Consider the following 25,058-nt stretch of genomic DNA (forward strand, 5'->3'; position numbering starts at 1 on the left):
AATATAGGCATATACGCAGTGCGTGGCTATATAAAAATGGTGACTAAATGTCAAAAAAATACGGCACCGTTTTTGCGGTGCCGTGCAGAATTTACTTGTGAAATCGCAGATTTCTCAGTTACAGATTACACTTTTTCGAGAGCCTGAGTGAGGTCGGCGATAATGTCTTCGACGTTTTCGATACCGACGCTGAAGCGGATCAGGTCCGGAGCAACGCCTGCTTCGATGAGCTGTTCGTCGCTGAGCTGACGGTGCGTGTGGCTTGCCGGGTGCAGCACGCAGCTGCGGGCGTCGGCCACGTGGGTCACGATGCAGATCATCTTGAGGCTATCCATGAACTGGATGGACTTTTCACGACCACCCTTGATACCGAACGTGAGAACGCCGCACGGGAGACCACCCTTGAACTGCTTCTGAGCGAGGTCATAGTACTTGTCGCCTTCGAGGCCGGCGTAGTTGACCCAGGCCACCTTCGGGTGGTTCTTGAGGAACTTGGCGCAGGCGAGAGCGTTTTCACAGTGACGCGGCATGCGGAGGTGCAACGTTTCGAGACCGACGTTCAGAAGGAATGCGTTCTGCGGAGACTGGATAGAACCGAAGTCGCGCATGAGCTGTGCGGTTGCCTTCGTGATGTAAGCGCCCTTGCCGAAAGCCTTCGTGTAGGCGAGGCCGTGGTAGCTCGGATCCGGTTCGGTGAGGCCCTTGAAACGGTCGTGGTTTGCTTCCCAGTCGAAGTTGCCGCTGTCAACGATGCAGCCACCGACTGCCATAGCGTGGCCGTCCATGTACTTGGTCGTGGAATGGGTCACGATGTCAACGCCGAATTCAATCGGACGGCAGAGAATCGGGGTCGGGAAGGTGTTGTCGACAATCATCGGAACGCCGTGCTTGTGGGCGAGATCAGCAAAGCGCTTGAGGTCCAAGACCTTGCCGGCCGGGTTTGCGACGGTTTCGCCGAAGACGCACTTGGTGTTCGGGCGGAAAGCCTTTTCGATTTCTTCGTCAGAGGCATCCTGGTCAACGAACGTGCATTCGATGCCGAGCTTCTTCATCGTCACGGAGAAGAGGTTGCTCGTACCACCGTAAATAGCGGAAGTGCTGATGAAGTGGTCGCCGGATTCACAAATGTTGAAAACGGCGTAGAAGTTTGCTGCCTGACCGGAACTCGTGAGCATAGCAGCCACACCACCTTCGAGAGCGGCGATCTTGTTGGCGACGGCGTCGTTCGTCGGGTTCTGCAGACGGGTGTAGAAGTAGCCGGAAGCCTTCAGGTCAAACAAGTCGGCCATGTCGTTGGTCGTTTCGTACTTGAACGTGGTGCTCTGGTAGATGGGGAGAACGCGCGGTTCGCCATTTTTCGGCTGCCAACCGCTCTGAATGCAAAGAGTTTCGATTTTGGACATTTTTTAGAATCCTTTATAAAATTTTTATGTTGTGTAATATAGTTAGATTCTATAGCGTAGTCTAGTAAAAAAAATTTCCAAAAATGGCGGAAAAACAGAAAGTATTGGCAAAATTAGGTAAAAGTTATAGATAGTAATAGGAAAACATTATAACTGTGAAATGTATTTTGAACAGCTTCTTTTGTTTTTAATGCCGTTTATTTTATGAAAAGATGTCGTGTTTCGCGTTTTTTTTTGTAAATTAAGAACAAAGAAAGGAAAAAAATGCGCTTTTCGAGAAATATTTTTTGCTCAAGTGTTTTGGCACTTTGTCTTGTCGCATGTAGTGACGACTCCGCTGCGATAAATGATGCTTTTGTTGCGATTTCCTCTAGCAGTGAAACGTTTAACGAATCGTCTAGCGAAATGTCTGGGAACAGTGTGGGTTCTTCTAGTGATGCGTTGCCGTCTGAAAACTTGATTTCTTCAAGTAGCGAGGTTGAGGCTACGTCTAGTACTGCGGTTTCATCTTCTTCGGTATCTCGTTTTGAAGGAATTGTTTTTCGAAATGGTGACAAGAAAACAGCTGTCCAAAAGTCTGACATCGATTCTGTTAAAACTCAGGCCGCGGGGCGTTTTTGGCTTGTGATGAGGGATCCCCTAAACCAAAAAGAAACAGAATCCCTTGAAAATATTGGAATTTACAGACAACGTTGCTATGAAGGCTATCGGTATTATCTGTATGACTATAATGGTCCCTCCCAAGATGATTTGGGGTACATGTGTCTTTGCCTTATGAAGGCGGAAAAAGATGTCCAGAAGAGTGCTATCGATTCACGGATTAACGAATTCTACAACTCATTTGATGCGGATGAAACGGTGGCGGAAGGCATTGTCTGGGAATCCCGAGATCAGAAAACGGTGGTCAAAAGATTTGGCGATGATTCCCTTATGACGCAAGCCGCAGGGCGTTTTTGGCTTATTACGGATTATTCGTTGAACAAAGAAGCAAGAGCATCTCTTGAAGCTTTCGGAGTAGAAACGCTAAGCTGTTCTGCTCTCCATACCGAAAGTTTGGACATGGGCATTTGCTTTATGAAGGGGGCTCGCGATATTCAAAAGGCCACCATGGATTCCTTGATTGTAGGGTTTTATAACACGTTCAGTGTTGATGATACGACAAAGCTGGAATTTGATTACATGGGGGCGCATTGGGTTGTTGAAGATGTGTCTCTTGAAATTGTTGTCGGCTGCTGGGATGATGTACCAATGGATGCTTGCAAAGAAATTGTGAAAACTTGCAAAGGCGAGGATGCCGCATTGGATCGATCTGTCATTCTTAGCACAGCTACGAGAGAAACGATTGATTGTCTTTTATCGAATAAAGATGTAAATCGTGTGGAACCTGTGCGATATGGGGAACCAACCGTTATAGATTGACGGCTTTAGAAAAAAACTATCTTTGCGGTTGATGAAACCGGCTCCGATTAAAGCTTTCGAATCTTCTGCAAACGCTTCGCGCGGTCTTGCTCTTTGGCATTTGCTTGCCATAGGGACGATTGCATTTTGGGGCACGAGTTTTGTGAGCACGAAGGTGCTTTTGAATCACGGTTTCTCGGCGGTGCAGATTTTTACGTTGCGCTTTACGGTGACGTACTTGTTGCTGCTTGCGATGACTCATAAACAATTCCGTTGCGAAAACTGGAAGCACGAGTTGATTCTGTGCTTGTGTGGGCTCACGGGTTGCACACTTTACTTTTGGGCGGAAAATACGGCGCTTTCGATTTCGCCGTCGAGCAATGTCTCGTTGATTGTCTGCACGAATCCGCTTTTGACGATGATTTTTGGCGGGCTCATTTACAAGAGCGAACGCCTTTGCAAGCGACAGATTCTCGGGTGTGTGATTACGTTTATCGGCATGGTGCTTGTGGTGCTGAATGGAAAGTTTATTCTGAAGCTTTCGCCGGTTGGCGATTTGCTCGCGTTCAGTTCGGCATGCATGTGGACGATTTATTCCTTGATTGTCCGGCCCCTCAACGGAAAATATTCTACGTTGTTTGTCACGCGAAAGATGTTTTTCTATGGCGCGCTCTCGTCAATAATCATTATGCTTGGCGAAACGGCTTTTGCTCCAAACGAGACCGGCGCTGGGCATTTCCTCGGTGTTCCGTGGCAGAACTTTGCGGAACCTGTCGTGTCGCTCAACTTCCTTTGCCTCACGGTTTTCTCGTCGCTGTTTGGCTACTTGATTTGGAATAAAGTTTTAAAGCAACTTGGGACGGTTTTGGCGAGCAATTACATATACGCAATTCCGCTGGTGACAATTATTACGGCGGTCATTGCTCTTGGGGAACGCATCACGTCGGTCGCGATTGCGGGTGCTGTTGCCATTGTTGCGGGCATGGTCCTTGCGGAGTGGAAACCGCGAAAGTAAGATTTCATGAAAGGGAGATGCCCGTTCGGTGACGGGCATGACAAGTTTTGTTTACAGCGCCCTGAATTGTTTACTATATTTTTCATAGGTAATGCCTTATGCGGTAAAACGCTGTATCGTGTCACCACTGGTGCGATATAAGAGAATCCCGTGAAAGCCGGGAACGGTCTCGCCGCTGTAAGGGAGGACGAAACCAGCATAAACCAATGCTTGCCGCAAGGTGGGTGTGAAGGGGCTGGAAGTAGAGTGATCCCCGAGTCAGAAGAACTGTAAGGCACAACGGGCGCTTTGCGCCACGGGTTGTTAAACGGTGCGAAAGACATCGCTTTGCATAGCCACGCGTTTGCGTGGGTGTTTGACTGCGTGCAGTCGTTCTGGCAGTCTCTTGGGCGTTCGCGTGTGCGCGGCCGTACTGCTTGCGAGCGTTTCTAGTTTTTCCGAAGAGTTTGTTCAAGATTTAGGCGAGTCCTCTGTTTACGAGACGACGAGTGTTGAAAAGCCTTTGCAGGCGTCTTCGAGCTATGCCGAAGTTTTGCCCGAAGCGTGGGAAGGCCGTTCGCTTTCGGCGGCTGAAGTCCTCGCGTCTTTGCCGGGCGTACAGTACACGCGCCAGGGCGGTGTCGGGAGTTTCCAGACGGTGAGCATTCGTGGTGTTTCGGCAAAAAATATTGTCGTTTGCATGGACGGAATTCCGCTGAACGATGCCTCGGGCGGTGCGGTTGATTTTGGTTCGATTGACTTGAATCAGATTGAAAAGATTGAAGTCTACAAGGACCGTGTGCCGGCGAAGTTTGGTGGTCGCGGCATTGGCGGTGCCATCAACTTTATCACGAAAGGTTCGAAGCCTGCCGAAGCTGTGCTCAAGCCTGAAGAAAAGAAGTCGGGTCGTGTGCTTTTAAGTTACGGCAGCCACAACACGTGGGAGGCTTCGACGCAGTTGCTATCTCGCTTGACGGATAGCGCCTCGGTGAGTGCGTCTTTGTCGGCGCGTCACAGCGATAACGATTACGAATTTAAAAGCCAAAACGGAACGCCTTACAACCCTAATGATGATTTCAAGGACACGCGCCGCAATGCGGAATTTACGGAATACTCGGGGCTTTTCAAGGCTCGCGTTCTGCATTCAAATGGTGTGTTCTCGACGTTGAATATGAACTTTAGCCGTTCGGAAGGCGGTAACCCTGGACGTGATGATTACCAGACGTCTGTGGCGGGCTACAAGGGCGAATTTGCGCAGACAACATATCGTGCAGAACTTCCGCAGTTGCTCGGCTGGCTTTGGTTGGAACTCTCGTTGACGGGAAAGTACGAAAAGGCGACTTCGCATTCGTATTATCCGCTAGACCATCTGGGCTATGATTTGCCGGGTGTTCAGGAATATGGCGCTGCGGGTTATACTCTTGTTCCTGAGATTGTTGCAAGTTATTCTGCTGAACGTCTTGATGCCAATGTGCGTTTGTCTATGGATGCTGCCTATTACGAAAAAAGAGGAACGTCGTCGAGCAAATGGAACTTGATGCGTATTGCGACGAATATCTCTGGTGATGTGTCCTATGATATTATTAAGAATCTTTCTGTTGGTGGTGAAGCTTCGGCGTCGATTGTTAAAGACGATGTGCATGGTGGAAAGTTTGTGCAGCCGACGACGGCGAAAACGTTGAAAACGGAGAATGTTCGAAGCGTTTCTTGGACAAGTCGCGGCTTTGTACGTTATGATGCTCCAAATTCTAGGTACGGTGGCAACGTAAGCTTTGGCCGCTTTGCTCGTATGCCGCAGTTGATGGAACTCTATGGTGTTTATCCGGGGATGCTCTCGAATCCTGATTTGAAAGATGAAACGGCTTTGCGTTTTGAAGTCGGTGGCTATTACATGATTCCGAAAAGCAATACCGCAATTCGGGCGACGTATTTTGAAACTCAAGTCGATAACGGGATTTATTGGTTGGTAAGTGCAGGTTTTTCAAAGCCGATGAATGTTGGTGAATCGCATGTGCGTGGACTTGAAGCGGAACTCGAAAGCAAGCCTAAAAAATGGCTCTCTGTGATTTTGCGTGCGACGTTCCAGGATGCAGAAGATCGAAGCGATGAACCTTATTACAATGGCAAGGTTCTCCCGAATGAACCTGCGCGTTCATATTATGCCGAGGCGCGATTTGACTTGCCGTACCACTTTGATTTTACGTGGACTTCGGAATATCGTACTGAAATCTTTGATGACCGTGCCAATCGCATCAAGCAGCCTTCTGTAGATTTACACCACTTTGCGTTGGGCTATACACCTTTTACAAAAACACGACTTGTCTTTGCGCTCCGGAATTTGACGGATGAAACGTATAGAAATCCATATATTTCATTCCCGACTCCAGGGCGAGAGTACAAATTAACATTAACACAGGGGTTTTAAACCCCGCGCAGAATGGGACTTGCAAAATCTGTAATTCACATTGTCTGCGAAAAACATAAAAAGGAACAACTATGAAAAAATTCCTCATGCTTGCAACGGCATCGTCCCTTGCCCTCTATATGACGGCTTGCTCGGACAACTCTACTTCTGCCGATGACGATCCTCTCAAACCGGCTTCGGTCTATGTGTTCGGTGCTGATTCGAAGTCTGGAGAACTTCGTTGGGTTAACGAAGATGGAATTTCTGATAAGTCTCTTCAGTTCCATAAAGACTCTAAAATTATTGGAATTGATGGAAATCTTTTCGTGCTCGAAAGATTCGGTGCTGATAACCTTGCTCTTGTTGATGCTTCGGAAAATGAGGTATCGTGGCAGGTTGACTTTGAAGACGGCGAAAATCCGAGCGATGTCGTGAAGGCCAACAAGGACGAAGTCTGGGTGGCATTGGAAGGTGCTGCTAAGATTGTGAAGGTTGCTGTCAAGGATGGCAAGGTCACAAAGACTGTTAAGACGAATAAGTTCAATCAGGGTGAAGCTACGACTCCGAACCTTGTTGATCTTGATGTGAGCGGTGATACGTTGTTTGCCCTCTTCCAGCGTTCTGAATCTTATGCATTCAAGGTTCCGGGTCTTTTGGCTATGTATAAGCTCAGCAATGGTGAACTCCTTGACACGATTAAGCTTGCTAAGAAGAATCCGACTGCAATGGGATTTGCTGATGGCAAACTCTATGTGGCTTCTCAGGGTGAATACAATGAAGCTTATGGCACGGATGCCGATGATGCTCGCGGCATTGAAGTCGTAGACTTCGCTAAGAAGAAATCCTCGATGGTTGTTGACGGCAAGAAGCTTGGCGGTGGTGTCTATGCATTTGCTGTTGATCCGGATGGCGTTGCATACGCAGCAGTGTATAAGACTTGGGGTGATGTTCCTCTTGCTAAGGTTAATCTCTCTGAAAAGTCTGTGAAGACTGTTTCTGATGTGAGCGATGTGTCTGGCTCTCTCGTCTTTGACGATGTTGACGGCGTCCTCTACATTGGTGACCGTGGCTCTAAGGGTGGCCTTTATAAGTATGACGGCAAGAAGGTCTCAAAGATTGATGCTCCGAAGGATGCTCTCCCGGTTTACGGCATCGCTCTTGTGAGATAATTGATTGATGTTCCGGCTTTGGCCGGGATGACAATTTGCTTAGTTCGAGGCGGCTATTCCTAGCCGCCTTATTTTGTATAGCATCATGCGCGGGCTTACGGAAAGGTCGCGGCCGGCGGCGCTCATGTTACCGTCGTGACGGCGGAGTGCTTCGCTTAAGATTTCACGCTCGTAGCTGTCCATCAGCGTGGCAAGCGGGCTGTTGCCTTCGGGGAGTACGGACGTTCCTGACGTGACGTCGGTTTGCAACGTGGGCGGCAAATCGTAGGCGTTAATGCAGACATCGGTTGTGGCAAGGCATGCGTGTTCAATGCAGTTTTCAAGTTCGCGCACGTTTCCGGGCCAATGGTAGCTCATGAGCATGTCGATGGCGGGTGAGCTTAAGCGCAAAATTTTCTTGCCGTATTTGTAATTCATCTTTTCGATGAAATGGTCCGCTAAAAGTAAAATATCCGTCTTGCGCTGGATGAGCTCGGGGAGCGAAATCTGGAAAATGTTCAGGCGGTAATAAAGGTCTTCGCGGAATGCGCCGTGTTGCATCATGGCTTCGAGATTTTTGCCGGTGCTTGCGATGAGGCGCACGTTACAGCGCTGCTCGATGTTACTGCCGAGGCGCTTGAAACTTTGTTCCTGAATAAATTGCAAAAGCTTGATTTGCGCGGGGAGCGGCAAGTCGGCAACTTCATCTAGAAATAGCGTGCCGCCGTTTGCTTGTTCGGCCTTGCCGATGTGACGGTTAGTGGCGCCAGTGAAGGCTCCGCGTTCAAAACCGAAAAGTTCGCTTTCAAAAGAGTTTGCGCCTTCGGTGAGGGCGTCGCAGTTGAGCGCTACGAACGGGGAATCCTTGCGTTCCGAAAGTTCATGGATGCTGCGGGCGACGTATTCCTTGCCGGTGCCTGCCTTGCCGCGGATAAGGACTGTTGCGGCGGTGGGGGCGATTTGGCGGACGAGCTTGCTTACTTCGCGCATTTCGCGCGTGTTGCCGATGAGTTCGCCTGGAATGCCTTCAATGACGTTACGGATTTTCTGGCATTCGATTTGGTGCTGCTCTTCGACGGATTCAAAGTTCTTTTTTAAAATCCCGTGAATGCTCTCTAAAAGCTCGCCACGCTTGCGAACCTTTTGGATCTTCTCGACGATGGCCGCGAAAGTCGTGTTTTCAAGAGCTTCAATATCCATTTTGCGTTTCGGGGAATCTCTGTTGCTGCGCCGGGCTTGCGGTTGCCCGACGCAGCTCTAGGAGAGATGAACGTGTTTAATATAGTAATAATTTGCGTTCTTGTTTTACAAAAATGTAATAAAGTAATATAATTTTACAAAAATGTAATGAAAACCAAAAAAAATAGGCGATTTTGTACGGTGCAAAGGGGTAAAAGCATTGCTAGTTTTAAGTCTGTTAATTAAAAATCTCTGAAATGGTGATCCCGGAACAAGTCCGGGATGACAAGACGGAGAAGACATTAAGGGTAAAAAATGAACAATAGTCGTAATAAGGCCATCTACGATATCGCAACTGCTCCGGTGAGTGCTGTGATGCCTGCCGCTCCTGCGAATGTCGATTTCTATGGCGAAGACGTTTTCAATGCTGATGCCATGCGCACCTACCTCCCGAAGGATATTTGCGAAAAGTTACTCGCAACGATCGACGAGGGCGTGGCTCTTGATCCGAGCATCGCAGGCGATGTCGCTCACGCTATGAAGCGCTGGGCGATGGATCGCGGCGCAACGCACTTTACGCATTGGTTCCAGCCTTTGACGGGGTCGACGGCCGAAAAGCACGACAGTTTTATTGAACCGTCTGGCGGTAAGGCCATTATGGCTTTCAGCGGCAAGAACTTGATTGTGGGCGAACCGGACGCTTCGAGCTTCCCGAGTGGTGGTTTACGTTCCACGTTCGAGGCTCGCGGCTATACCGCTTGGGATCCGACTTCTCCGGCGTTCATCAAGCGTCACGGCAATGGTGCAACGCTTTGCATTCCGACGGCATTCTGCAGCTACACGGGTGAAGCTCTCGACAAGAAGACTCCGCTCCTCCGCAGCTTGCAAGCTCTTTCCAAGTCGACTCGCCGCCTCATGACTTGCTTCAAGGCCGGTCCGAAGAAGACTACCGTTACGCTCGGCGCTGAACAGGAATACTTCCTCATCGACAAGAGATTTTATCTGCAACGCCCGGACTTGTACCAAGCCGGCCGCACGATTTTCGGTGCTACTCCTGCAAAGCACCAACAAATGAATGACCATTACTTTGGCAGCATCCCGAGCCGCATCTTGAACTTTATGAACGATGTGGAAAAGGAACTGTGGAAGCTCGGCATCCCGGCAAAGACTCGTCACAACGAAGTGGCCCCGGCTCAGTTCGAACTTGCTCCGCTCTTTGAAGAAGTGAACCTCGCTTGCGACCACAACATGCTCGTGATGGAAACGCTTCGCAACGTGGCTGACCGCTACGGTCTCGTATGCTTGTTGCACGAAAAGCCGTTTGCAGGTGTGAACGGTTCTGGTAAGCACAACAACTGGAGCCTTTCTTACGGCAAGGGTAACTTGCTCAATCCGGGTAAGGACCCGCATCAAAATGCCGTGTTCCTCACTGCTATTTGTGCCATCATGTATGCTGTCGATACGCATGCTGATTTGCTCCGCATGACTTGCGCAGGTGCTGGTAACGATCACCGTCTCGGCGCTCACGAAGCTCCTCCGGCAATCATCTCCATTTACCTTGGCGATCAGCTCACCGACGTGATTGAACAGCTGGAACAAGGCGTGCCGAAGTCCAGCAAGCAGGCTGGCGCGATGAAGCTTGGTTCCGATACGCTCCCGCCGCTTCCGCGTGACGCTACGGACCGCAACAGAACTTCGCCGTTTGCATTTACGGGCAACAAGTTTGAATTCCGTGCACCGGGTTCTAGCCAAAGTTGTTCTGAACCGAACGTTGTTATAAATACGATTGTCGCTGAAGCTTTCGACATGATCTCAGAACAGCTCGAAAAGCTCGATGACAAGAACTTCCACACGGGCCTGCAAAAGATTTTGCAAAAGATCGTGAAGGAACACAAGCGCATCCTTTACAATGGCAACGGTTACACCGAAGAATGGGTGAAGGAAGCTGAAAAGCGCGGCCTCCCGAACATCCGTACTTCTATGGAAGCACTCAAGGCTTTGACAAAGGACGAAAACATTGCGCTCTTCGAAAAGTATGGCGTGATGAACCGTGCCGAAATGGTTTCCCGTTACGAAGTGAATGTGGAAGATTACCACAAGCGCATCCATATCGAAGGCGAAATCGCCCGCGACATGGCGAAGAATATCATTTTGCCTGCCGTTGTCGAAGCTTACTCTAAGGCGCTTAAGACAAACGAAATGGCCCTTAACCAGGGATTCCCGGGTCTTGACGGTTACGCCAAATCGCTTGGCGAAGGCATGAACCGCTTGCTCGCCGCAATTGACGTAATGGAAAAATCGCTCGGTGGACTCCACGAAGGCATTGTCGATGCGATTGCCGCTCTCCGCAAGGAAGTGGACGGCCTTGAAAAGATTGTGCCGAACGAACTTTGGCCGCTGCCGAAGTATCGCGAGATGCTTTTTATCTATTAGTCAGTAGTCAATAGTCCTTGGTCAATGGTTGTTGGCTGATGGTTTGAACGAAATTAAAAGGGTCGCGGGTTAAATGCCTCGCGACTTTTTTTGATTTTAAGATTTAATGGCTGTCAATTGTTGACGAGGCGGTATCGCATGCTGCGACCGCCTTTTTTGTTCGTCTCGAGGATTCCTTTGTCCATGAGGCTCTGTATTTCGCGGAGGGCGGTGTCGTGGCTTGCGTTGAAGAGGGCGGCGGCTTCTTTTGCGGTGAATGGTTGCGCGAGACTGCCTGCCATGATTTCGTCGATGAGCTGCTGTTCGCGGGCGCTGAACGTGTCGTTTGCGTGGGCGCTGCGGAACTGGATGCGGCTGATTTCAGGAGCGAAAAGTTCTTCGCTATCCTTGATGGCGTCCCGCATCATTTGCAGGAACCATAAAATCCATTCGGTGAGGTCACCGCTTGCGGCCTGCGTGCGTGCGAGAATCTTGAAGTATTCGCTTTTGTGAGTGTTAATTTGTTTGTTTAGTGCGTATTGGCAATGCGTTGTGTTCTCGGTGCGGGCGAGTTGCATCGCTGTGATGGCGCGGGCGAGTCTGCCGTTTGCGTCGGCGAAGGGGCGGATTGTGATGAACCAGAAATGTGCAATTGCGGCTTTGATCACCCCATCTATATTTGCGCTCTCGAACCACGATAAAAAGTTTTCCATTTCGCTTTGGAGGCGTTCCGGATTCGGGCCTACAAAATGGAGTTGCTTTTCGTCGATGGTCGTTTGCACTTCGTTCGGGACTTCGCGAAACTTTAAGACTTTGTTCTGACCCATCGCGGAATGCCAGTTGAAAAGGCGTTCTTCGGTGAGGGGCTGCGAGGCGTTCTGTATGGCGCCTAGATAGTTCTTGATGTAGTTTTGCGAACCTTTGCTTTTGAGTTCCACTTCGGCGAGGGTGTTCGCGGGGTCAAGTATGTAGCCGTCGATGGCGTAGTTGGCAACGATGTCTTCGGCGAGGAGCTTGGCTTCGATGTCCTTCAATCCGCAGATTTGCATGATTCCAATGAGCTTGCCTTCTTCAAGGCGTGTCTGCCCAAGCGCTTGGAGCACCTTGGGAGAATCGAAGCGGAACCGCGTCCAGTCTGGAAATTGGTGGATGTAAAGCATGGTCTTTTCTCAAATATATTTCTTTTTCCGGCGTTATTTGGCGCGCGCGTTTCAATGCTCCGTTGAATTTGATAAATTTAAACTATGCAGAAAATTGAAACTTGGTACAAGGCTGAGGGCAATTGCCCCGATGAAGAATATGAAATTGCAAGCTACCTGCTTTTCGAAGCGGGTGTTGCGACGCTCGAAGAACTCGACCCGGTGACCGCTGGTCGCACGGAGTTCTGTTTTTACACGGGCGACAAGGCGGAACGCGACCGCATCGTTGCGGAATTTCCGCAGTACAATTTCAAGGTCACCGAAGAGCCTGCAAAGGATTGGGACAAGTGGTGGCGTGATCGTGCGCAGCCGGTGGCTGTGAGCGAGCACCTTTGGGTGCGTCCACCTTGGGTGGAGTTCACGCCGGAAGATCCTGAAGCGGTTGTCTTGGAACTTGAAGCAAAGACTGCATTTGGAACGGGCGAGCATGAGACAACGAGTAGCTGTGCTGCGCTCATGGAAAATATTGATTTCAAGGGCAAGACTGTTCTCGACATCGGTACGGGCACGGGCATCTTGGCGATGTTTGCTCGTCGCAAGGGCGCAAGCCTTGCTGTGGGGACTGAAATTGACCCGCTCACGATTCCCTGCATTGCGGAAAACTTTGAACGCAATGGTTTTGGTGAAAGTGACTGCGTGCTCGGATTCCTGGATGCGTTCAAGGAAGGAACGAAGTTCGATGTGATTCTCTGCAACATGATCCGCAGCGAACTTTGGCCGCTTCGCGACGACATCGAAGACTTGCTCGCCGAAGGCGGCGAACTGATCATCAGCGGACAGCTCGAAGTCGAAAAGGATTACATCCTCAAGTGGTTCGATGAAGCTGGTTTCAAGGTTTCCGTCGAACGCACCAAAGGCGAGTGGTGGAGCGTTCTGGCGACAAACGCATAAGGCGAGAGTCGCGACCAAGCGTAGCTTGGGCATGACCGAGCCTCGGCGTTTGGCAATCACACGAAGTGAGATTGCAATGGTGGAGTGTGCTTGCACGCTCCTAAAACTACTTTTTAAATGTCGGCTTCTTGAAGCCTTTTCCGTGTGAGCGGCGGCTGGCGAGGTTTATCTCGCCGCTGTTGAAGCGGTTCTTGTCTTCCACATTGCGGTGCTCGCGGAACGGCGCGTTTTGCTGATTTCCGCGGCGGTCAAAGTCGCGGCGATTCTCGTTACGATCGAAATCTCGGCGGTCATCAAATCGGCGCTCGCTGTGGAATCCGCGGCGTTCTTGGCGTTCCCCCTCGCGGTTAAAGCGGTCGCGATTTTCGCTAAAGCGGTTGTCACGCGGCTCGTACCCGTCATCGCGCCAACGATTCTTGACTTTCTCTTTTTTCGGGCGTAATGCGTTTGTGCGTTCGTCGCGCTTTTGCATTTCGCGATTGCGGAAGTCTTCGTTCTGCTCGCGTTCCTTGCTCGGGAAGTATTCCTTGCCCTCGGCCATTGCCGTACGGCTCAGCAGCAAGCGGCTGACCTTACCCATCTTGAGGCGTTCCAAGACTTCTCGCAAGTGCGGGCGGTTTGCCGGGATGTACCAGAAGAAAAATTGCTTCTGGTTTGCTTTTTCTTCGGGCGTTTTTGCGACAAAGAGCGGTTTTCCGTCCGGCGTCATTTCGGCGTAGAACATCTCGGTCGCGATGGTCATCGGCGTTGGCGTAAAGTCTTGCACTTGTTCCAACTGGAAACCCAATTGCTTTGTTTCGAGTGCAAGTTCAGCCATGTCGGCTTCGGTGCATCCTGGATGGCTACTGATAAAGTACGGAATCAGCTGCTGCTTTTTGCCGATGCGCTTACATTCGTCGTCAAAGAATTCCTTGAACTTGTGGAATAGCGTAAAGCTCGGCTTGCGCATCAATTTCAAAACGGCATCGCTTGTGTGTTCCGGTGCAACCTTCAAACGGCCGCTTACATGGTAGTCGATGAGCTCGCGGGCGTATTCTTCGTGGTCCTTGCGGAGTTCTTCATCATCCGTTTCTTGTAAGAGCATGTCGTAACGCACACCACTTCCGATGAACAGGTGTTTCACTTTAGGATGGTTGCGCACTTCGCGGTAAAGGCTCAAGATTTCGGCGTGGTGCGTGTCCATGTTGTCGCAAATTTTGGGCGTGAGGCAACTTGCACGGGCGCACTTTTGGCAACGGCTCGGATCGCGGCCACGCATGTTGTACATGTTCGCGCTGGGGCCGCCGAGGTCTGTGATTGTTCCGGCAAAGCCTTCCATATTCGTCACGATTTCGACTTCGCGCAGAATGCTTTCGCGGCTACGGCTTGCGATAAACTTGCCCTGGTGTGCGTTGATGGCGCAGAAACTGCAACCGCCAAAACAGCCACGGTGCGTGTTGATGCTGAACTTGATCATGTCGAACGCCGGAATGTTGCCGCGTTTCTTGTAGCGCGGGTGCGGTTCGCGGGCGTAGGGATATTCAAAGCTTTCGTCGAGTTCGCCGTATTCCATCGGCGGGTACGCGGGGTTGATCACCACGGTCTGTTCGGCGACATCTTGCAGAATGCGGTGCTGGAACCACTTGTTACATTCGATGTCCACTCTGCGGCAGTTCTCAATTTGATTCCTCTTGCTTTCTAGACATTCTTCGTAGCTGTACAGTCGCAAGTCTTCCCACTTGCTGTTCTTCGGGACATTTCCCTTGGGCGCCAAGTAGGCGGTTTGCGGAACGGAATTCAGGCTCGAGAACGGGACACCTTTTTTGAGCAAGCGAACGATTTCTTTCAGCGGCTTTTCGCCCATGCCGTAAACAAGAATATCTGCCTGCGTATCGAACAGAATGCTCGGCTTGAGTTTGTTGCTCCAGTAGTCGTAATGCGTCACGCGGCGAAGGCTTGATTCGAGACCGCCAATGAGCAATGGCACATCGGGGTAGAGCTTCTTCAAAATTTTTGCGTAAGTGTAAGTCGCATAATCGGGGCGGAATCCGGCCTTGTTCCCCGGCGTAAAGGCGTCGTCGCTGCGGAGGCGCTTGGCGGCGGTGTAGTGGTTCACCATGGAATCCATGCCGCTCGAAATTGCAAAGAAAAGTCTCGGAGTGCCAAGCTTCTTAAAATCGCGCAAGTCATCGCGCCAGTTCGGCTGCGGCAAAATCGCTACGCGCAAACCCTCATGTTCCAAAAGTCGCCCGACAACCGCATGCCCAAAGCAAGGGTGGTCCACGTAAGCGTCGGCGCTGATGATGATCACGTCAACGTAATCCCAACCGAGTTCGTCCAGGTCTTCTTTGCAAATGGGTAAAAATCGAGGATCGTACATAATGGAACTTATGGGGTTAAAAAGTTTATAAGATTAAAGATAGAAAACGCACGTGCGGGCGAAATTTATTTTCGTCTTACTCGGCGGCCCCTTTGACGCAACGGACGGATAGCCCGGAGTTTGGTTTTGTCAATACGAATCTTGTGTAATCTTCGTTATATTCAAATATGACTAGGGTTGCGAGTGATTCAGATTCATATTGTGTTGTTGAGGCCCACAGGTAGCCCGTTATACCCTTGTTTATGAAGGCCCCTGAGTTTACGATCCCTGCGGCAACGATGGAAAATCCGTATTCGTTGGTGTTTTCGAGGCCGTCTCCCCAGCTGTCAATTGCTTTCAGTGTTGTCCCTGCGCAACGATATACGGGTGGATTTCCGTCTTTTATCACAATATCGCAGGAGTGCTCTGCAATGAGCTCCTGCCATTCATCTTCGGTGGGTAAATGCCAACCTTCAGGACAAGCTTTTTTAGCGGCTTCCCATGTGTAGAGCCTACCAAATTTTTTGCAGTTTTCAGGTTCGTTGTCGTAACACCAGCTGGTTACATCTTCGTTCTCTTCGCTCTCGATTTCATAGTTCATGTTTTGCGCGGTCCACACATGGTTACTGATGACGAGGGTGCGGTAAACCTGGTTGTCGCGCTTGTCTAGCATTTCGCCGTAAGAAATATCTGGATTCAGGTATTCCATGGTGACGCAGTCGTATTGGTCGCAATCGTAAAAGCGGAGCGCTGCGCTGGACTTGGGCGTCTCGGAACTAGAACTTTCTTCACTGCCCGAACTGGCGGGCGGCTCCGAGCTTGAGGACTTTGGTTGCGAACTGGATGACTTTGGCGCGGGCTTGGAGCTACTCGAAGATTCGGCTTCCTCGCTCGATGACGATGGTTCGCTTGATGAACTTTTTATTTCGACTTTATTTGAAAAATAAAGGTTCGCTTTTGTGGTGCGGTAAATGCTGGAAGAACTTTTGTTAGACGTGCTGTCGTTAACTTCAATAATTTCGATGGCGTCAGAAGGCGGGTCGTCATGGGTATCAGCGATTTCGTCGTGTGCTTCGGTAACATCGTCACTGCATGCGCTAGCGACGATAGCCCCTAAGACGACTATTGCGTATATCCATATTCTGTGCATTCTATAAAAGTATAAATAATAACGCTCTAAATGTCACGCTCTTTTTTCGCTTCGCGTTCCTCCGCTTCGCGCATGGAGTAGACACACCCGCAGAAATTTTGGCGGTAAAGGTTGTATTCGTGCGAGAGCTGGATGGAACGCTTGTAACCGCCCTTTTTCTTGAAGTCGCTCGGGAGTCGCTTGATGCCGTAGATGTCGCATTGTTCCTGCACGACATCGTTGAGCACCTGGGCGTCCTTCATCGGACTGATGGTGAGCGTCGTGGTGAAGTAGTCGCAGTTCAGTTCTTTGGCGAGTTTCGCCGATTCGGCTAGCCGGAGCTCAAAGCATTTGCGGCAGCGCTTGCCCCCTTCGGGTTCTTTTTCGAGACCGCGGGCGACATCGTAAAATTTTTTCGGGTCGTATTCGCCTTCGACAAGCGTAACAGGATACTTTGTCTTAAATTCGGCGACAAAGCGTTTGATTTCGTTCACGCGATGCTGGTATTCTTCGGCGGGCGCGATGTTCGGGTTGTAATAGAAAAGCGTAATCTTGAAATACTGTGAAAGGTATTCAATTGTGTAGCTACTGCACGGCGCACAGCACGCATGCAACAAGAGCGTCGGTACTTCGCCTGTGTGCTCTAATCTGCGGATGATTCGGTCCAGGTCGACCTGATAATTGTGCTTTGGCTGTTGTTTTTCGCTATCCATTTTTCTCTAGTCTCTCGTCTACTTCCTACTGAATCGTTCCTACTGCGACAATCCAGAAGCAGATGGTCGAGGCGATGGCGAGCGGTCCCATGATGTGGCGTTCCTGAGCACTCAGGCTAAAGAATACCGTTGCGGTGTAAAACGTCAAGTAAACAGCGTAGAAAAAGGCGAGGATGCGCACAATCCCGAACGGAATAGTCTCCGGAAGCACGTGCCCGGCACTGAGAATCGTGAAAAGCGCCACAAATTGCATGATAATCGGCAATATGAATGCCTTGCGGACCTCCTGCGGCACGACCTTGTGGCGGCCGTTCATGGCGTACATGCCAAGCGGCGCCCCGAGCGCAAGGGCGATATTCAGTGCGATGGAGGGCAAAAAGACAATAGATCCGATAATTGCAGCGATGTAAAACATATCCCTAAGATAAAAAAAAGGACTCCTTCAGGCAAAGGAGGTAACCTAAAGGAGTCTGAGAGTGTTTGGGTATTATTAATAATAGATTTCTTATTGGAAATAGATTAGAATATTCCAAAAATTTGTGGTTACAATTGTGTCCACGCTTGTATACAAGGGGTGTTTTGGGGTAAAATGTCTCAAAATTTGAGGATGGCCTGGATGTGGGCGAAATTTGGCTTGAACGGCTTGGTTTTGGTCTTTTTGAATGCAAACACGAAGTCGCAGCCGAGTGGTTCGGCGTTGAATTTGACCTCGTTTTGGACGGAAATGCCGTTTACAGGGGTGGATTCGGGGAATGCAACGGTCAATTTGGCGGTGGCGGAATTGGCGTGGTAGGTGGCGCCGAGCTCGATTTTGGGGAGTTTGGTGCTGTTGGTGCGGTTGTAGCGCAAATTTGCACCTGCTTTGAATGCAAACTGCTCCCATGCAGATTCGATTGAGCCTTTCCATTCGGTTGTTCGGCAGTTGTCGCTTGCTTCGAGGCAAGTCGCGCTTAAGCTTGGTCGGAATCGTTTAGGACCGGAGGTAAATGTTGCTTTAAAACGGGCGCTCACGGAGTCTTTTTTTATGGAGTCTGATGCAATGGGACTTAAGATGCGTGCCTTGATGGAAAACGCTGTGTTCAATGCTTCGGGCCATTTTGCGGAAACGGTTTGTGATGCCCAAAGCCAGTTTTCGGCGATGCCTTTGCTCAAGTTGAGTCCTTGCGGAATACTGTCGCCGTGGAGGTATGCGGTGGTCTTCCATGAAATCCAGTTCTTGCTGCTTTGCAGTTGGACTTTGACGAGTGGGCGGTCTTGCCCGAACTGGTACCATGCAGAGATTTGCCCGAGGGTCGTGCGGGCCTGTAGCGCAAGCGCGGTGGCGTTTGGAAATTTCCAGAATGTGGCGTCAAGTTCGTTCTCGCGGTTGGGCTTGAAGGTGACGCTGGCGTTGAACGTCTTGCTGGAGTCAATGAATGCTCCGAACCGGAATTTGCCAATGGGGTAGAGGAGTGCGGCACCCCATAACGTGTCTAGCGGAATGTGACTGTGAAGTTCCGTTGTGGAAACTTGTCCGAAATGCGCTTCGAAATTGTCTCGGTGGTAAGACAAAAGTTCTTGCGAACCAAGCCTCAATTTGAAATAGTAGAATTGAAGCTGCAATTCTTCGCGGTGTTTTTTCAAGTGCCCGTCGGAATTGTACCTGCCTTTCCACGAAACGTAGCCGTGCGGAACTATAGTTGGCGTTTTCTGCGCATTTTGCGAAGGTTTTGCTTTGGGCTGCGCGGGCTTTGGGCATGGCTCTTGCGCGTATACTTCAGCGAGCAGGCACGCTTCGTCGTAGTTTTCTTCTTCGAGTCTCGAAAAAATTTCTTCGGCTTCTTCGGGCGTGATGATGCCATCGTCCCACCATTCGAAAACCTGGGCAGCGTCAAATGGCGCCTGTGCATGAATGACCGTAAAAAATGTGAGCGCGAAAGCTAAAAGTATTCTGAACAAAAGGAACCTCCGCTATATATACACGCATGAGAGGCATTTTTGTTTCAGTTTTTATTGAAAAAACTTTTTTAAATTTGGAATATGGCAAATTCATCTTGGTCCAAAAATTCCAAACCTCGCAGTGGCGCTAGTGCGCTTGGCAAGGATTTTATCCCGCACATGAAAGCTCCGCGTACGGAGTTTCCGCTTTTCAACGGAAAGCGTGTGACGCCTTCGCTTGCCGGGCTCGACAAGCTATTGCATTACTACGGTGTGGAACTCCAGGAGCCAACGCTCAAGCAGATTTGGGAATTCCATCAGCTGCTCCGTGCGAACAACGATGACCAGGATTTGACTCGCCTCAATGCATTTGAGACGATGGTGGAACGCCATTATGCCGACTGCACGCTTATCAATGCTTACGTGCCAAAGTGGCCTGCCCGTATGATTGACGTCGGTAGCGGTGCCGGTTTCCCGGGTATCCCGCTTAAGATTGTGAATCCGTCGATTCGCCTTACGTTGTGCGAACCGCGTCCGAACCGTATCAACTTCCTCAACATGGTCATCGAAAAGATGGGTCTCAAGGGAATTGACGTGTTCGGTCATAAAGTCACGAGTCGCAGCATGACCATCCCGGTCGATGGCGTGATTAGCCGTGCATTTGAACTCATGGAAAAGACGCTCCCGCGTATCGCAAATTCACTCAAGGTCGGCGGCCGCGTGTTCTTCATGAAAGGCCCTGCAGTAGCCGATGAACTCAAGACGTTCTACCCTGAAGATTTCGGCTACAAGTTTATCGGAAAGCATTTCTACACTATCCCGAACAGCACTCAGGACCGCGCGCTGATTATTCTTGAACGCGTGGAGTAGTTTTTTCTTCCGCTTCTTTCTGTTGCTTTTCTTTCAATAATTCTTGACTGACTTGTTCTAGCGCTTCGACTCTCCTGCGTTCGGTTTCTTCGACGAATCGCAGCATGATTTCGTCCGTCTTAGCGAAGGGCAAGCTCGGCTTAAACACGTTGACGGTGTGGACGCTGATTCTTGAATACTTGAGAGACGTGCCAATGCCGAATGTGCCTTGCTCGTTGTAATTCGGCGTGACGATAAGGACTTTGTCTGCGTCATATCCGCATCTGTTGCCGTGTCTGTCGTGTAGCATCTCTGCTACATCTGGCGGACAAACATCGCTAATCACGATTCCTAGAGCAACGTAATGGCGCTTTGGCGTGTAGAATTCGACGATATCGCCTTTTTTAAAATTAGTACTTTCCCAGCCTTTGAACATTCGTTTTTCTTCGGGATCGCTTGCCACGGTAGATGTGTCGCTCTTTGCTACAAGCGTGCCGTCAGGACCATACCAACGTTCAGACGTCCGTTCGATTGCACCTTCCTGAGTCGTGATAATGTAGGCGTTGCCAGGGCGTTCGAATACGTGGAAACCAAAGAGCGGTTTTTCCTTGTTGGGGTAATTCTTGGCGTATTCGAGAATGTCGTGCTCGGCCTCTTCCAAGCTCGTGGTGTAAAACATGCATTCTAGCTGGAGGTCGTAGCCGATGCCTTCGCCGTGATCGACGGCGTAGTCAGGCTTCTTGCCGTGGAAATCCTTGGAGTAGGCGTACGTGACGAAGTGGGTGGTGTTCTGGGTGGCTTGTGTTTGGTTTTCCATACTGAATTCTATCCCCTAAAATGCCCGACCTTACAACGGCAGAGCTAGTGCATACTTCGGGCTTCGGGAGCCTCATTGCGAAAGCTCTCGACCCTAGCTCTGAATGTATCGACTTGAGAATTACAGATGTAAACCGGAAAAGGCAAATTTTTATGCAATAAAAAAGCCAGGCTCATCACCTGACTTTTTTCGTTCGTTGTAATGCGGCGAAGCCGCCAAGTTTTAACTAATGACCAGTGACTAATAACTGATAACTAGCAACTTAGAACTTGAACAGCATGCCGAAGCGCATCTGGCCATCGCGTACGCCGTCTGCTCGGCCCACGTTCTTGATGGTTGCCCAGTCGAACTGCAGCACGTCGGAGAGCATCACGCCAACACCGAAGTCAACTTCGTTACGCTTGCCCACGCGGTCGTACAAGTAACCGAGGCGGAGTGCAATCGTATTAGAATAAATGAATTCTGTACCGAAGTTGAATACGCCCTGAAGGAAGGAGTTCGTGTCGCCATCAGGGTCAACGATGGACTTCCAGCAAGCGATGTAGAACGGTTCCGGATCGCCCTTGTCGTCATCCTTCACGACTTCGCGGTTGTAGTCGAATGCGACGGTCCACTTGTAATCTGCCATGCTAAGAATTTCGTAAGAAAGTCCGAGGCGCCAGGTCAACGGAATCGGGTCTTCGATGGTTTTGTCCACATAGTACACGCTCGGACCGATGTTGGCAAGCACGAGTGCGATGTTGAGTTTCGGGACGATGAAGTTCTTTTTCAAAACGCCGATGTCGAATGCGTAACCGAACGTGGTGGCTTCTTCTTCGCCTGCGGCTGCGCCGGAGCTCAAGTCAGAGTAGAAGAACTTGATGGAGAGACCGAGGCCCCAGTCGTTCGGGAAGCGTGTGCCGTAGCTGATGCCACCGACGATTTCGGAGCTGTTGTATGCCACGAGGTCATCGGCGTCGAGGTCGCCAGAAACAACTGTAGAACCGAACGAGACGAAGTTCACGGAAACTCCGAGCGTTCCCCAGTCGTTCAGCGGAATGGTCATGCCGCCGTAGAGGTGGTAAAGATCCGGAATGTTGAGGACCGGCAAAAGTTTTTCGTAGAAGGCGGTAAGCTGGTAGTCGGCGTCCTTGTACTGTTCCATGCCGTTTGCGGTGCTGAACCAAACGTCGTTACCTTCGGGGAGAACAGCCCAAACCTTGTTGGTTGAAAGTCCGTTGCCCTGGTGGTAGTGCGTCCATTCGTCGTCGCGCTTGGTCACGGTCGGGTCTTCCTTGGAGCCGCGTTCGAGTTCTGCCTTACGTCCGCTAGCGGTAGCGTAATCCGGCATGTGGCGCCAGACGCCGAGGTCGGTTGCAATCCAGATAGCGCCCTTGCGGTCCACGGAAACGTCATTTACAGTGTTGTTCGCGAACTGTACCTGTTCCCACTTGCGGAGCGTGAAGTGCGAGAGACCGCCCTTGTGGGTAGCCCAAACGTGACCCGAACTATCGACGGCAAGTGCGGTCGGGTTCAAGTCCATGATGCCGTCTTCCTGGTTGAACAGGCTCCAGCGGTCCTTGTCGTTCGCGCTCTTTTTCGGGGTGAGGCGTGCAACACCAGCACCGTCGACTGCCACGTAAAGTTCCTTGCGGTTTTCTGCCCAGACGAGTGCGTTAATCTTTTGGCTCGGGAGAACCTTGCCCTTCTGTTCGAAGGCGCCGTTGCGGTAGACGAAGAGCCCGTTGTCCGTACCAATCCAGAGGGAGGCGCCTTGCTTGGCGAGTGCGGTCACGCGGCGTTCGCCGAGTTCCGTTTCGAAGGACTTCCAGCTTTTGCCGTCAAAGCGGTAAAGGCCCTTGGGTGTACCGACCCAGAGCTTTTCGGTGAGGCTTTCGTAGAGAATGGCCGTGATTGTGTCCTTGACGACGAGGTCCCAGGGCATCTTGACTTCGACCACGTGCGATTCGTCGTCGGCGTTCTTGACGTCATTGAATGCTTTCACGACTCGGGTGTATTCATCGAGTCCACGTTCGGAGCCCACGTAAGTGCGGACGGCGTCCTTAATCTTGGCGGTGCCTTGCAAGGTGACGGAATAGTAGTTGACCCACTGTTCGCCGTCGAACTTGAGGATGCCCTGCGTGGTGCCTGCCCAGAGTTCGCTCTTGTCGAAGAACCCGTTCTTGGAGCGGGATGCCATGTGCGTGAAGAACGGTGTCTTTTTGGCGTCTGCACTGTAGGAGCTGCGCCATTCGTCGGCGAGCGGTCCGAAAGCGAGACCTGCCGGGTTGTAGTACATGGCGGTTGCGTCATCGGCAAGTGCAGCTCCGACTTCGCCCATACCTAGCTGGCGTGCGCCAACAGGCATCTGGAGGGTGATGATGGCTGAGCCTGTGGCTAGTGCCATGGCTGGAGCCAAGAGAATAGCAGATAATAATGACTTACGCAAGTTGCCTCCAATCCGGGACGTTGTAAGTGTTTCCGTGTGTCGGGATCACAGCCTTCCATCCGGATTTGCTCGGGTTTTCCCAGGGTTGCTTCGGTAAAAGCTTACAGTCGCAGCCCAATACGTAGGGTGGTAAAATTTCCGCGTGATTGCGAATCTGTTCGCGGGTGATGAAATTTTCCTCACTGACGAATTTACAATAATTCTTGCCTTTGGGACCAATCACAATTCTGTAAGTTGCGACTCCTTGCTTATCCCCTTCGTCAATGGTCTTAATTGTTTCTTCCAGAGTGCGGTTCCACTGTTCGATGTAGGCTAACCTTTGTTCTGGAGTTAAATTCTGGGTTTCAAGCCAAGCCCTGATAGATGCTTCGGACGGTTTCACGGCGGTGAGCGTCTCGCGGGCAGGGCGGCCGATGGCGGCATATTGCCCCGATACATCGATAATGGGTTTTGTCGTTTCTTTTTCGTCGGAATTGTGCATGCCCACATAAATTCCAATCCCGGCGAGGACGATGGACAATAGCACAATCGCAATGACGATGATGATTGATAGCATATTTAAATCCGTTTACGATAAATCCTTACTCTGAAAAACTAGCATTTTCTATTTTATAAGGCAGGAGATATTATGTCAAAATTAAAGTTTTTTCTTGTGTTGCTTGCTTGTAGTGCTGCTTGGGCCGTCCCGTTTAAGGTTGAAACGCTCAAGGAGGGCGCAGGAGAGACTATTCGAGCAGGTCAGTTGATTAAGGTTCATTATAAAGGTTACTTGGCTGTCGATAGCGCTACAGTGAACAAGGCGGCGACGGATTCCACGGTCGAAGCTCCTTATTTTGCAAATTCCTACTATAGCGAACAGCCCCTGGAATTCACGGTTGGCGTGGGTCAGGTGATTGAAGGCTGGGACAAGGGCCTTGTCGGCATGAAGATTGGAGAAGTCCGCAAGCTCTCGGTTCCTGCGGTAATGGCTTATGGCGACAACTCTCTCGAAGGCATTCCGCCTAATAGCGACTTGATGTTCGTTGTTGAACTTGTCCATGCCGAAAAGCCACTCGAAGCAGATAAATTCCCTGCTGATGTAGATAAATTAAAATGGCGTGATATGGGCCGCGGCCTCAAGGTCTATGACGAAAAGGCGGGCAGCGGCAAGCTGAACGCTGCAGGTAACGTAATTAAGGTTCATTACACGGGCTGGCTCCTCTCTGGCCGCAAGTTCGGTAGCTCCAAGGATTTGGGCAAGCCGCTCGAAGCTGTGATGGGCGCCGGCAAGATGATCAAGGGCTGGGAAACAGGTCTTGAAGGTATGCGCGAAGGTGGCGTCCGCTGGTTGCGCGTGTCGCCGGCAATGGGCTATGGCGCTACGGCATTCTCGATGATCCCGCCGAACTCCACGCTTTTGTTCCGTGTCGAGATGGTCTCTAGCGATGTGGATCCGGAACTGGCAAAGCATATGGACTTCTTCCCGGATACGACGCTCCTCAAGTATGAAAACGGTCCGGAAGGACTCCGCTATGCTATTGTGAAGCAGGGCGAGGGTGAACCGGCTCGTTCTGGGCACCGCGCGATTGTGCATTACACGGGCTGGATGGTGAACGGCTACAAGTTCGACAGCTCCCGCGATCGTGGACAGCCGTTTGCATTTGAACTCGGTGCGGGTAACGTGATCCGCGGCTGGGAACTCGGCGTGCAGGGCATGCTCCCGGGCGAAAAGAGAATCCTCGTGGTGCCGCCAGGCCTTGGCTATGGTAGCCGCGGCGCAGGCCCGATTCCGGGTGGTGCAACGCTCATCTTCGCTGTGGAATACCTCGGGGAAGAATAAGTTTGAAAAGTCCGCCTCCG

Annotated in this window: 19 protein-coding genes and 1 riboswitch; of the genes, 8 read left to right on the forward strand and 11 right to left on the reverse strand. The window is 50.7% G+C overall.

All coding sequences use genetic code 11. The features are described from left to right. Window positions 1-125: 125 nt before the first annotated feature. Window positions 126-1,403 carry an O-acetylhomoserine aminocarboxypropyltransferase/cysteine synthase family protein gene (locus BUC30_RS10550; protein ID WP_073424818.1) on the reverse strand — a complete coding sequence of 426 codons (1,278 nt, stop codon included), beginning with the start codon at window positions 1,401-1,403 and terminating at the stop codon, window positions 126-128. A 300-nt stretch (window positions 1,404-1,703) separates the two neighbouring features. Between BUC30_RS10550 and BUC30_RS10555 the strand changes: the two genes are divergently transcribed. From BUC30_RS10555 to BUC30_RS10570, 4 genes are all read left to right on the forward strand, one after another. Then, the gene (locus BUC30_RS10555) at window positions 1,704-2,822 is read left to right on the forward strand and encodes a hypothetical protein (RefSeq protein ID WP_244536591.1); all 1,119 of its coding nucleotides are present in this window, start codon (window positions 1,704-1,706) and stop codon (window positions 2,820-2,822) included. Window positions 2,823-2,853: 31 nt separating this feature from the next. Next, on the forward strand, window positions 2,854-3,816 hold the full coding sequence (locus tag BUC30_RS10560) for a DMT family transporter (protein ID WP_083555751.1): 963 nt from the start codon (window positions 2,854-2,856) through the stop codon (window positions 3,814-3,816). 96 nt (window positions 3,817-3,912) lie between these two features. Beyond that, window positions 3,913-4,106, forward strand: a riboswitch (cobalamin riboswitch). Window positions 4,107-4,171: 65 nt separating this feature from the next. Continuing rightward, window positions 4,172-6,220 carry a TonB-dependent receptor gene (locus BUC30_RS10565; protein ID WP_170861533.1) on the forward strand — a complete coding sequence of 683 codons (2,049 nt, stop codon included), beginning with the start codon at window positions 4,172-4,174 and terminating at the stop codon, window positions 6,218-6,220. Between the two features lie 71 nt (window positions 6,221-6,291). Then, window positions 6,292-7,368 (forward strand): NHL repeat-containing protein, encoded by a 1,077-nt coding sequence (locus BUC30_RS10570; RefSeq protein ID WP_073424821.1) that lies wholly within the window; start codon window positions 6,292-6,294, stop codon window positions 7,366-7,368. 39 nt (window positions 7,369-7,407) lie between these two features. On the opposite strand, the gene BUC30_RS10575 is transcribed toward BUC30_RS10570, so the two are convergent. Next, a complete protein-coding gene (locus tag BUC30_RS10575) occupies window positions 7,408-8,547 on the reverse strand; it encodes a sigma-54 interaction domain-containing protein (RefSeq protein ID WP_073424822.1) in 1,140 nt (379 codons plus the stop codon). Window positions 8,548-8,901: 354 nt separating this feature from the next. Here BUC30_RS10575 and BUC30_RS10580 point away from each other — a divergent pair, with 354 nt between their 5' ends. Continuing rightward, complete coding sequence (locus BUC30_RS10580) at window positions 8,902-10,959, forward strand: glutamine synthetase III domain-containing protein (protein WP_170861541.1); 2,058 nt, start codon at window positions 8,902-8,904, stop codon at window positions 10,957-10,959. Between the two features lie 113 nt (window positions 10,960-11,072). Here the strand turns inward: BUC30_RS10580 and BUC30_RS10585 are convergent, their stop codons facing one another. Beyond that, window positions 11,073-12,098 carry a Fic family protein gene (locus tag BUC30_RS10585; RefSeq protein ID WP_073424824.1) on the reverse strand — a complete coding sequence of 342 codons (1,026 nt, stop codon included), beginning with the start codon at window positions 12,096-12,098 and terminating at the stop codon, window positions 11,073-11,075. A gap of 84 nt (window positions 12,099-12,182) precedes the next feature. Between BUC30_RS10585 and BUC30_RS10590 the strand changes: the two genes are divergently transcribed. Continuing rightward, complete coding sequence (locus BUC30_RS10590) at window positions 12,183-13,028, forward strand: 50S ribosomal protein L11 methyltransferase (protein WP_073424825.1); 846 nt, start codon at window positions 12,183-12,185, stop codon at window positions 13,026-13,028. A gap of 106 nt (window positions 13,029-13,134) precedes the next feature. Here the strand turns inward: BUC30_RS10590 and BUC30_RS10595 are convergent, their stop codons facing one another. From BUC30_RS10595 to BUC30_RS10615, 5 genes are all read right to left on the reverse strand, one after another. Continuing rightward, window positions 13,135-15,387: a YgiQ family radical SAM protein gene (locus tag BUC30_RS10595; protein WP_073424826.1), complete on the reverse strand. Its 2,253-nt coding sequence runs from the start codon at window positions 15,385-15,387 to the stop codon at window positions 13,135-13,137. A gap of 76 nt (window positions 15,388-15,463) precedes the next feature. After that, window positions 15,464-16,516 (reverse strand): fibrobacter succinogenes major paralogous domain-containing protein, encoded by a 1,053-nt coding sequence (locus tag BUC30_RS10600; RefSeq protein WP_073424827.1) that lies wholly within the window; start codon window positions 16,514-16,516, stop codon window positions 15,464-15,466. Window positions 16,517-16,542: 26 nt separating this feature from the next. Further along, a complete protein-coding gene (locus BUC30_RS10605; protein ID WP_073424828.1) occupies window positions 16,543-17,208 on the reverse strand; it encodes an epoxyqueuosine reductase QueH in 666 nt (221 codons plus the stop codon). A 25-nt stretch (window positions 17,209-17,233) separates the two neighbouring features. Then, complete coding sequence (locus BUC30_RS10610) at window positions 17,234-17,623, reverse strand: hypothetical protein (protein ID WP_073424829.1); 390 nt, start codon at window positions 17,621-17,623, stop codon at window positions 17,234-17,236. 179 nt (window positions 17,624-17,802) lie between these two features. Further along, the gene (locus tag BUC30_RS10615; protein WP_073424830.1) at window positions 17,803-19,146 is read right to left on the reverse strand and encodes a hypothetical protein; all 1,344 of its coding nucleotides are present in this window, start codon (window positions 19,144-19,146) and stop codon (window positions 17,803-17,805) included. Between the two features lie 81 nt (window positions 19,147-19,227). Here BUC30_RS10615 and rsmG point away from each other — a divergent pair, with 81 nt between their 5' ends. Beyond that, window positions 19,228-19,995, forward strand: a complete 768-nt coding sequence (gene rsmG / locus BUC30_RS10620; RefSeq protein ID WP_073424831.1) for a 16S rRNA (guanine(527)-N(7))-methyltransferase RsmG — start codon at window positions 19,228-19,230, stop codon at window positions 19,993-19,995. Here the strand turns inward: rsmG and BUC30_RS10625 are convergent. The 3 genes from BUC30_RS10625 to BUC30_RS10635 all read right to left on the reverse strand — a co-directional run bounded on the left by BUC30_RS10625 (window position 19,973) and on the right by BUC30_RS10635 (window position 23,775). Continuing rightward, window positions 19,973-20,791, reverse strand: coding sequence for a hypothetical protein (locus BUC30_RS10625; RefSeq protein WP_073424832.1), 819 nt, complete (start codon window positions 20,789-20,791; stop codon window positions 19,973-19,975). The two genes, rsmG and BUC30_RS10625, sit on opposite strands and share 23 nt — an antisense overlap. A 262-nt stretch (window positions 20,792-21,053) precedes the next feature. Beyond that, window positions 21,054-23,219 (reverse strand): PorV/PorQ family protein, encoded by a 2,166-nt coding sequence (locus tag BUC30_RS10630; protein WP_073424833.1) that lies wholly within the window; start codon window positions 23,217-23,219, stop codon window positions 21,054-21,056. Beyond that, window positions 23,212-23,775: a hypothetical protein gene (locus BUC30_RS10635; RefSeq protein WP_073424834.1), complete on the reverse strand. Its 564-nt coding sequence runs from the start codon at window positions 23,773-23,775 to the stop codon at window positions 23,212-23,214. The genes BUC30_RS10630 and BUC30_RS10635 overlap by 8 nt, the downstream gene beginning before the upstream one ends. 72 nt (window positions 23,776-23,847) lie before the next feature. On the opposite strand from BUC30_RS10635, the gene BUC30_RS10640 reads away from it, so the two are divergent. Beyond that, window positions 23,848-25,038 (forward strand): FKBP-type peptidyl-prolyl cis-trans isomerase, encoded by a 1,191-nt coding sequence (locus BUC30_RS10640; RefSeq protein ID WP_073424835.1) that lies wholly within the window; start codon window positions 23,848-23,850, stop codon window positions 25,036-25,038. Window positions 25,039-25,058: the final 20 nt, after the last annotated feature.

Origin of the sequence: Fibrobacter sp. UWB7, from assembly GCF_900142945.1 — a bacterium.
GTDB lineage: Bacteria > Fibrobacterota > Fibrobacteria > Fibrobacterales > Fibrobacteraceae > Fibrobacter.

Excerpts from the sequence above, each read along its gene's own strand:
- BUC30_RS10580 (WP_170861541.1), top strand. The coding sequence starts at position 8,902 with ATGCCTGCCGCTCCTGCGAATGTCGATTTCTATGGCGAAGACGTTTTC.
- BUC30_RS10640 (WP_073424835.1), top strand. The coding sequence starts at position 23,848 with ATGTCAAAATTAAAGTTTTTTCTTGTGTTGCTTGCTTGTAGTGCTGCT.
- BUC30_RS10600 (WP_073424827.1), bottom strand. The coding sequence starts at position 16,516 with ATGCACAGAATATGGATATACGCAATAGTCGTCTTAGGGGCTATCGTC.
- BUC30_RS10575 (WP_073424822.1), bottom strand. The coding sequence starts at position 8,547 with ATGGATATTGAAGCTCTTGAAAACACGACTTTCGCGGCCATCGTCGAG.
- BUC30_RS10550 (WP_073424818.1), bottom strand. The coding sequence starts at position 1,403 with ATGTCCAAAATCGAAACTCTTTGCATTCAGAGCGGTTGGCAGCCGAAA.
- BUC30_RS10570 (WP_073424821.1), top strand. The coding sequence starts at position 6,292 with ATGAAAAAATTCCTCATGCTTGCAACGGCATCGTCCCTTGCCCTCTAT.
- BUC30_RS10625 (WP_073424832.1), bottom strand. The coding sequence starts at position 20,791 with ATGGAAAACCAAACACAAGCCACCCAGAACACCACCCACTTCGTCACG.
- rsmG (WP_073424831.1), top strand. The coding sequence starts at position 19,228 with ATGGCAAATTCATCTTGGTCCAAAAATTCCAAACCTCGCAGTGGCGCT.
- BUC30_RS10595 (WP_073424826.1), bottom strand. The coding sequence starts at position 15,387 with ATGTACGATCCTCGATTTTTACCCATTTGCAAAGAAGACCTGGACGAA.
- BUC30_RS10560 (WP_083555751.1), top strand. The coding sequence starts at position 2,854 with ATGAAACCGGCTCCGATTAAAGCTTTCGAATCTTCTGCAAACGCTTCG.
- BUC30_RS10635 (WP_073424834.1), bottom strand. The coding sequence starts at position 23,775 with ATGCTATCAATCATCATCGTCATTGCGATTGTGCTATTGTCCATCGTC.
- BUC30_RS10590 (WP_073424825.1), top strand. The coding sequence starts at position 12,183 with ATGCAGAAAATTGAAACTTGGTACAAGGCTGAGGGCAATTGCCCCGAT.
- BUC30_RS10585 (WP_073424824.1), bottom strand. The coding sequence starts at position 12,098 with ATGCTTTACATCCACCAATTTCCAGACTGGACGCGGTTCCGCTTCGAT.
- BUC30_RS10605 (WP_073424828.1), bottom strand. The coding sequence starts at position 17,208 with ATGGATAGCGAAAAACAACAGCCAAAGCACAATTATCAGGTCGACCTG.
- BUC30_RS10610 (WP_073424829.1), bottom strand. The coding sequence starts at position 17,623 with ATGTTTTACATCGCTGCAATTATCGGATCTATTGTCTTTTTGCCCTCC.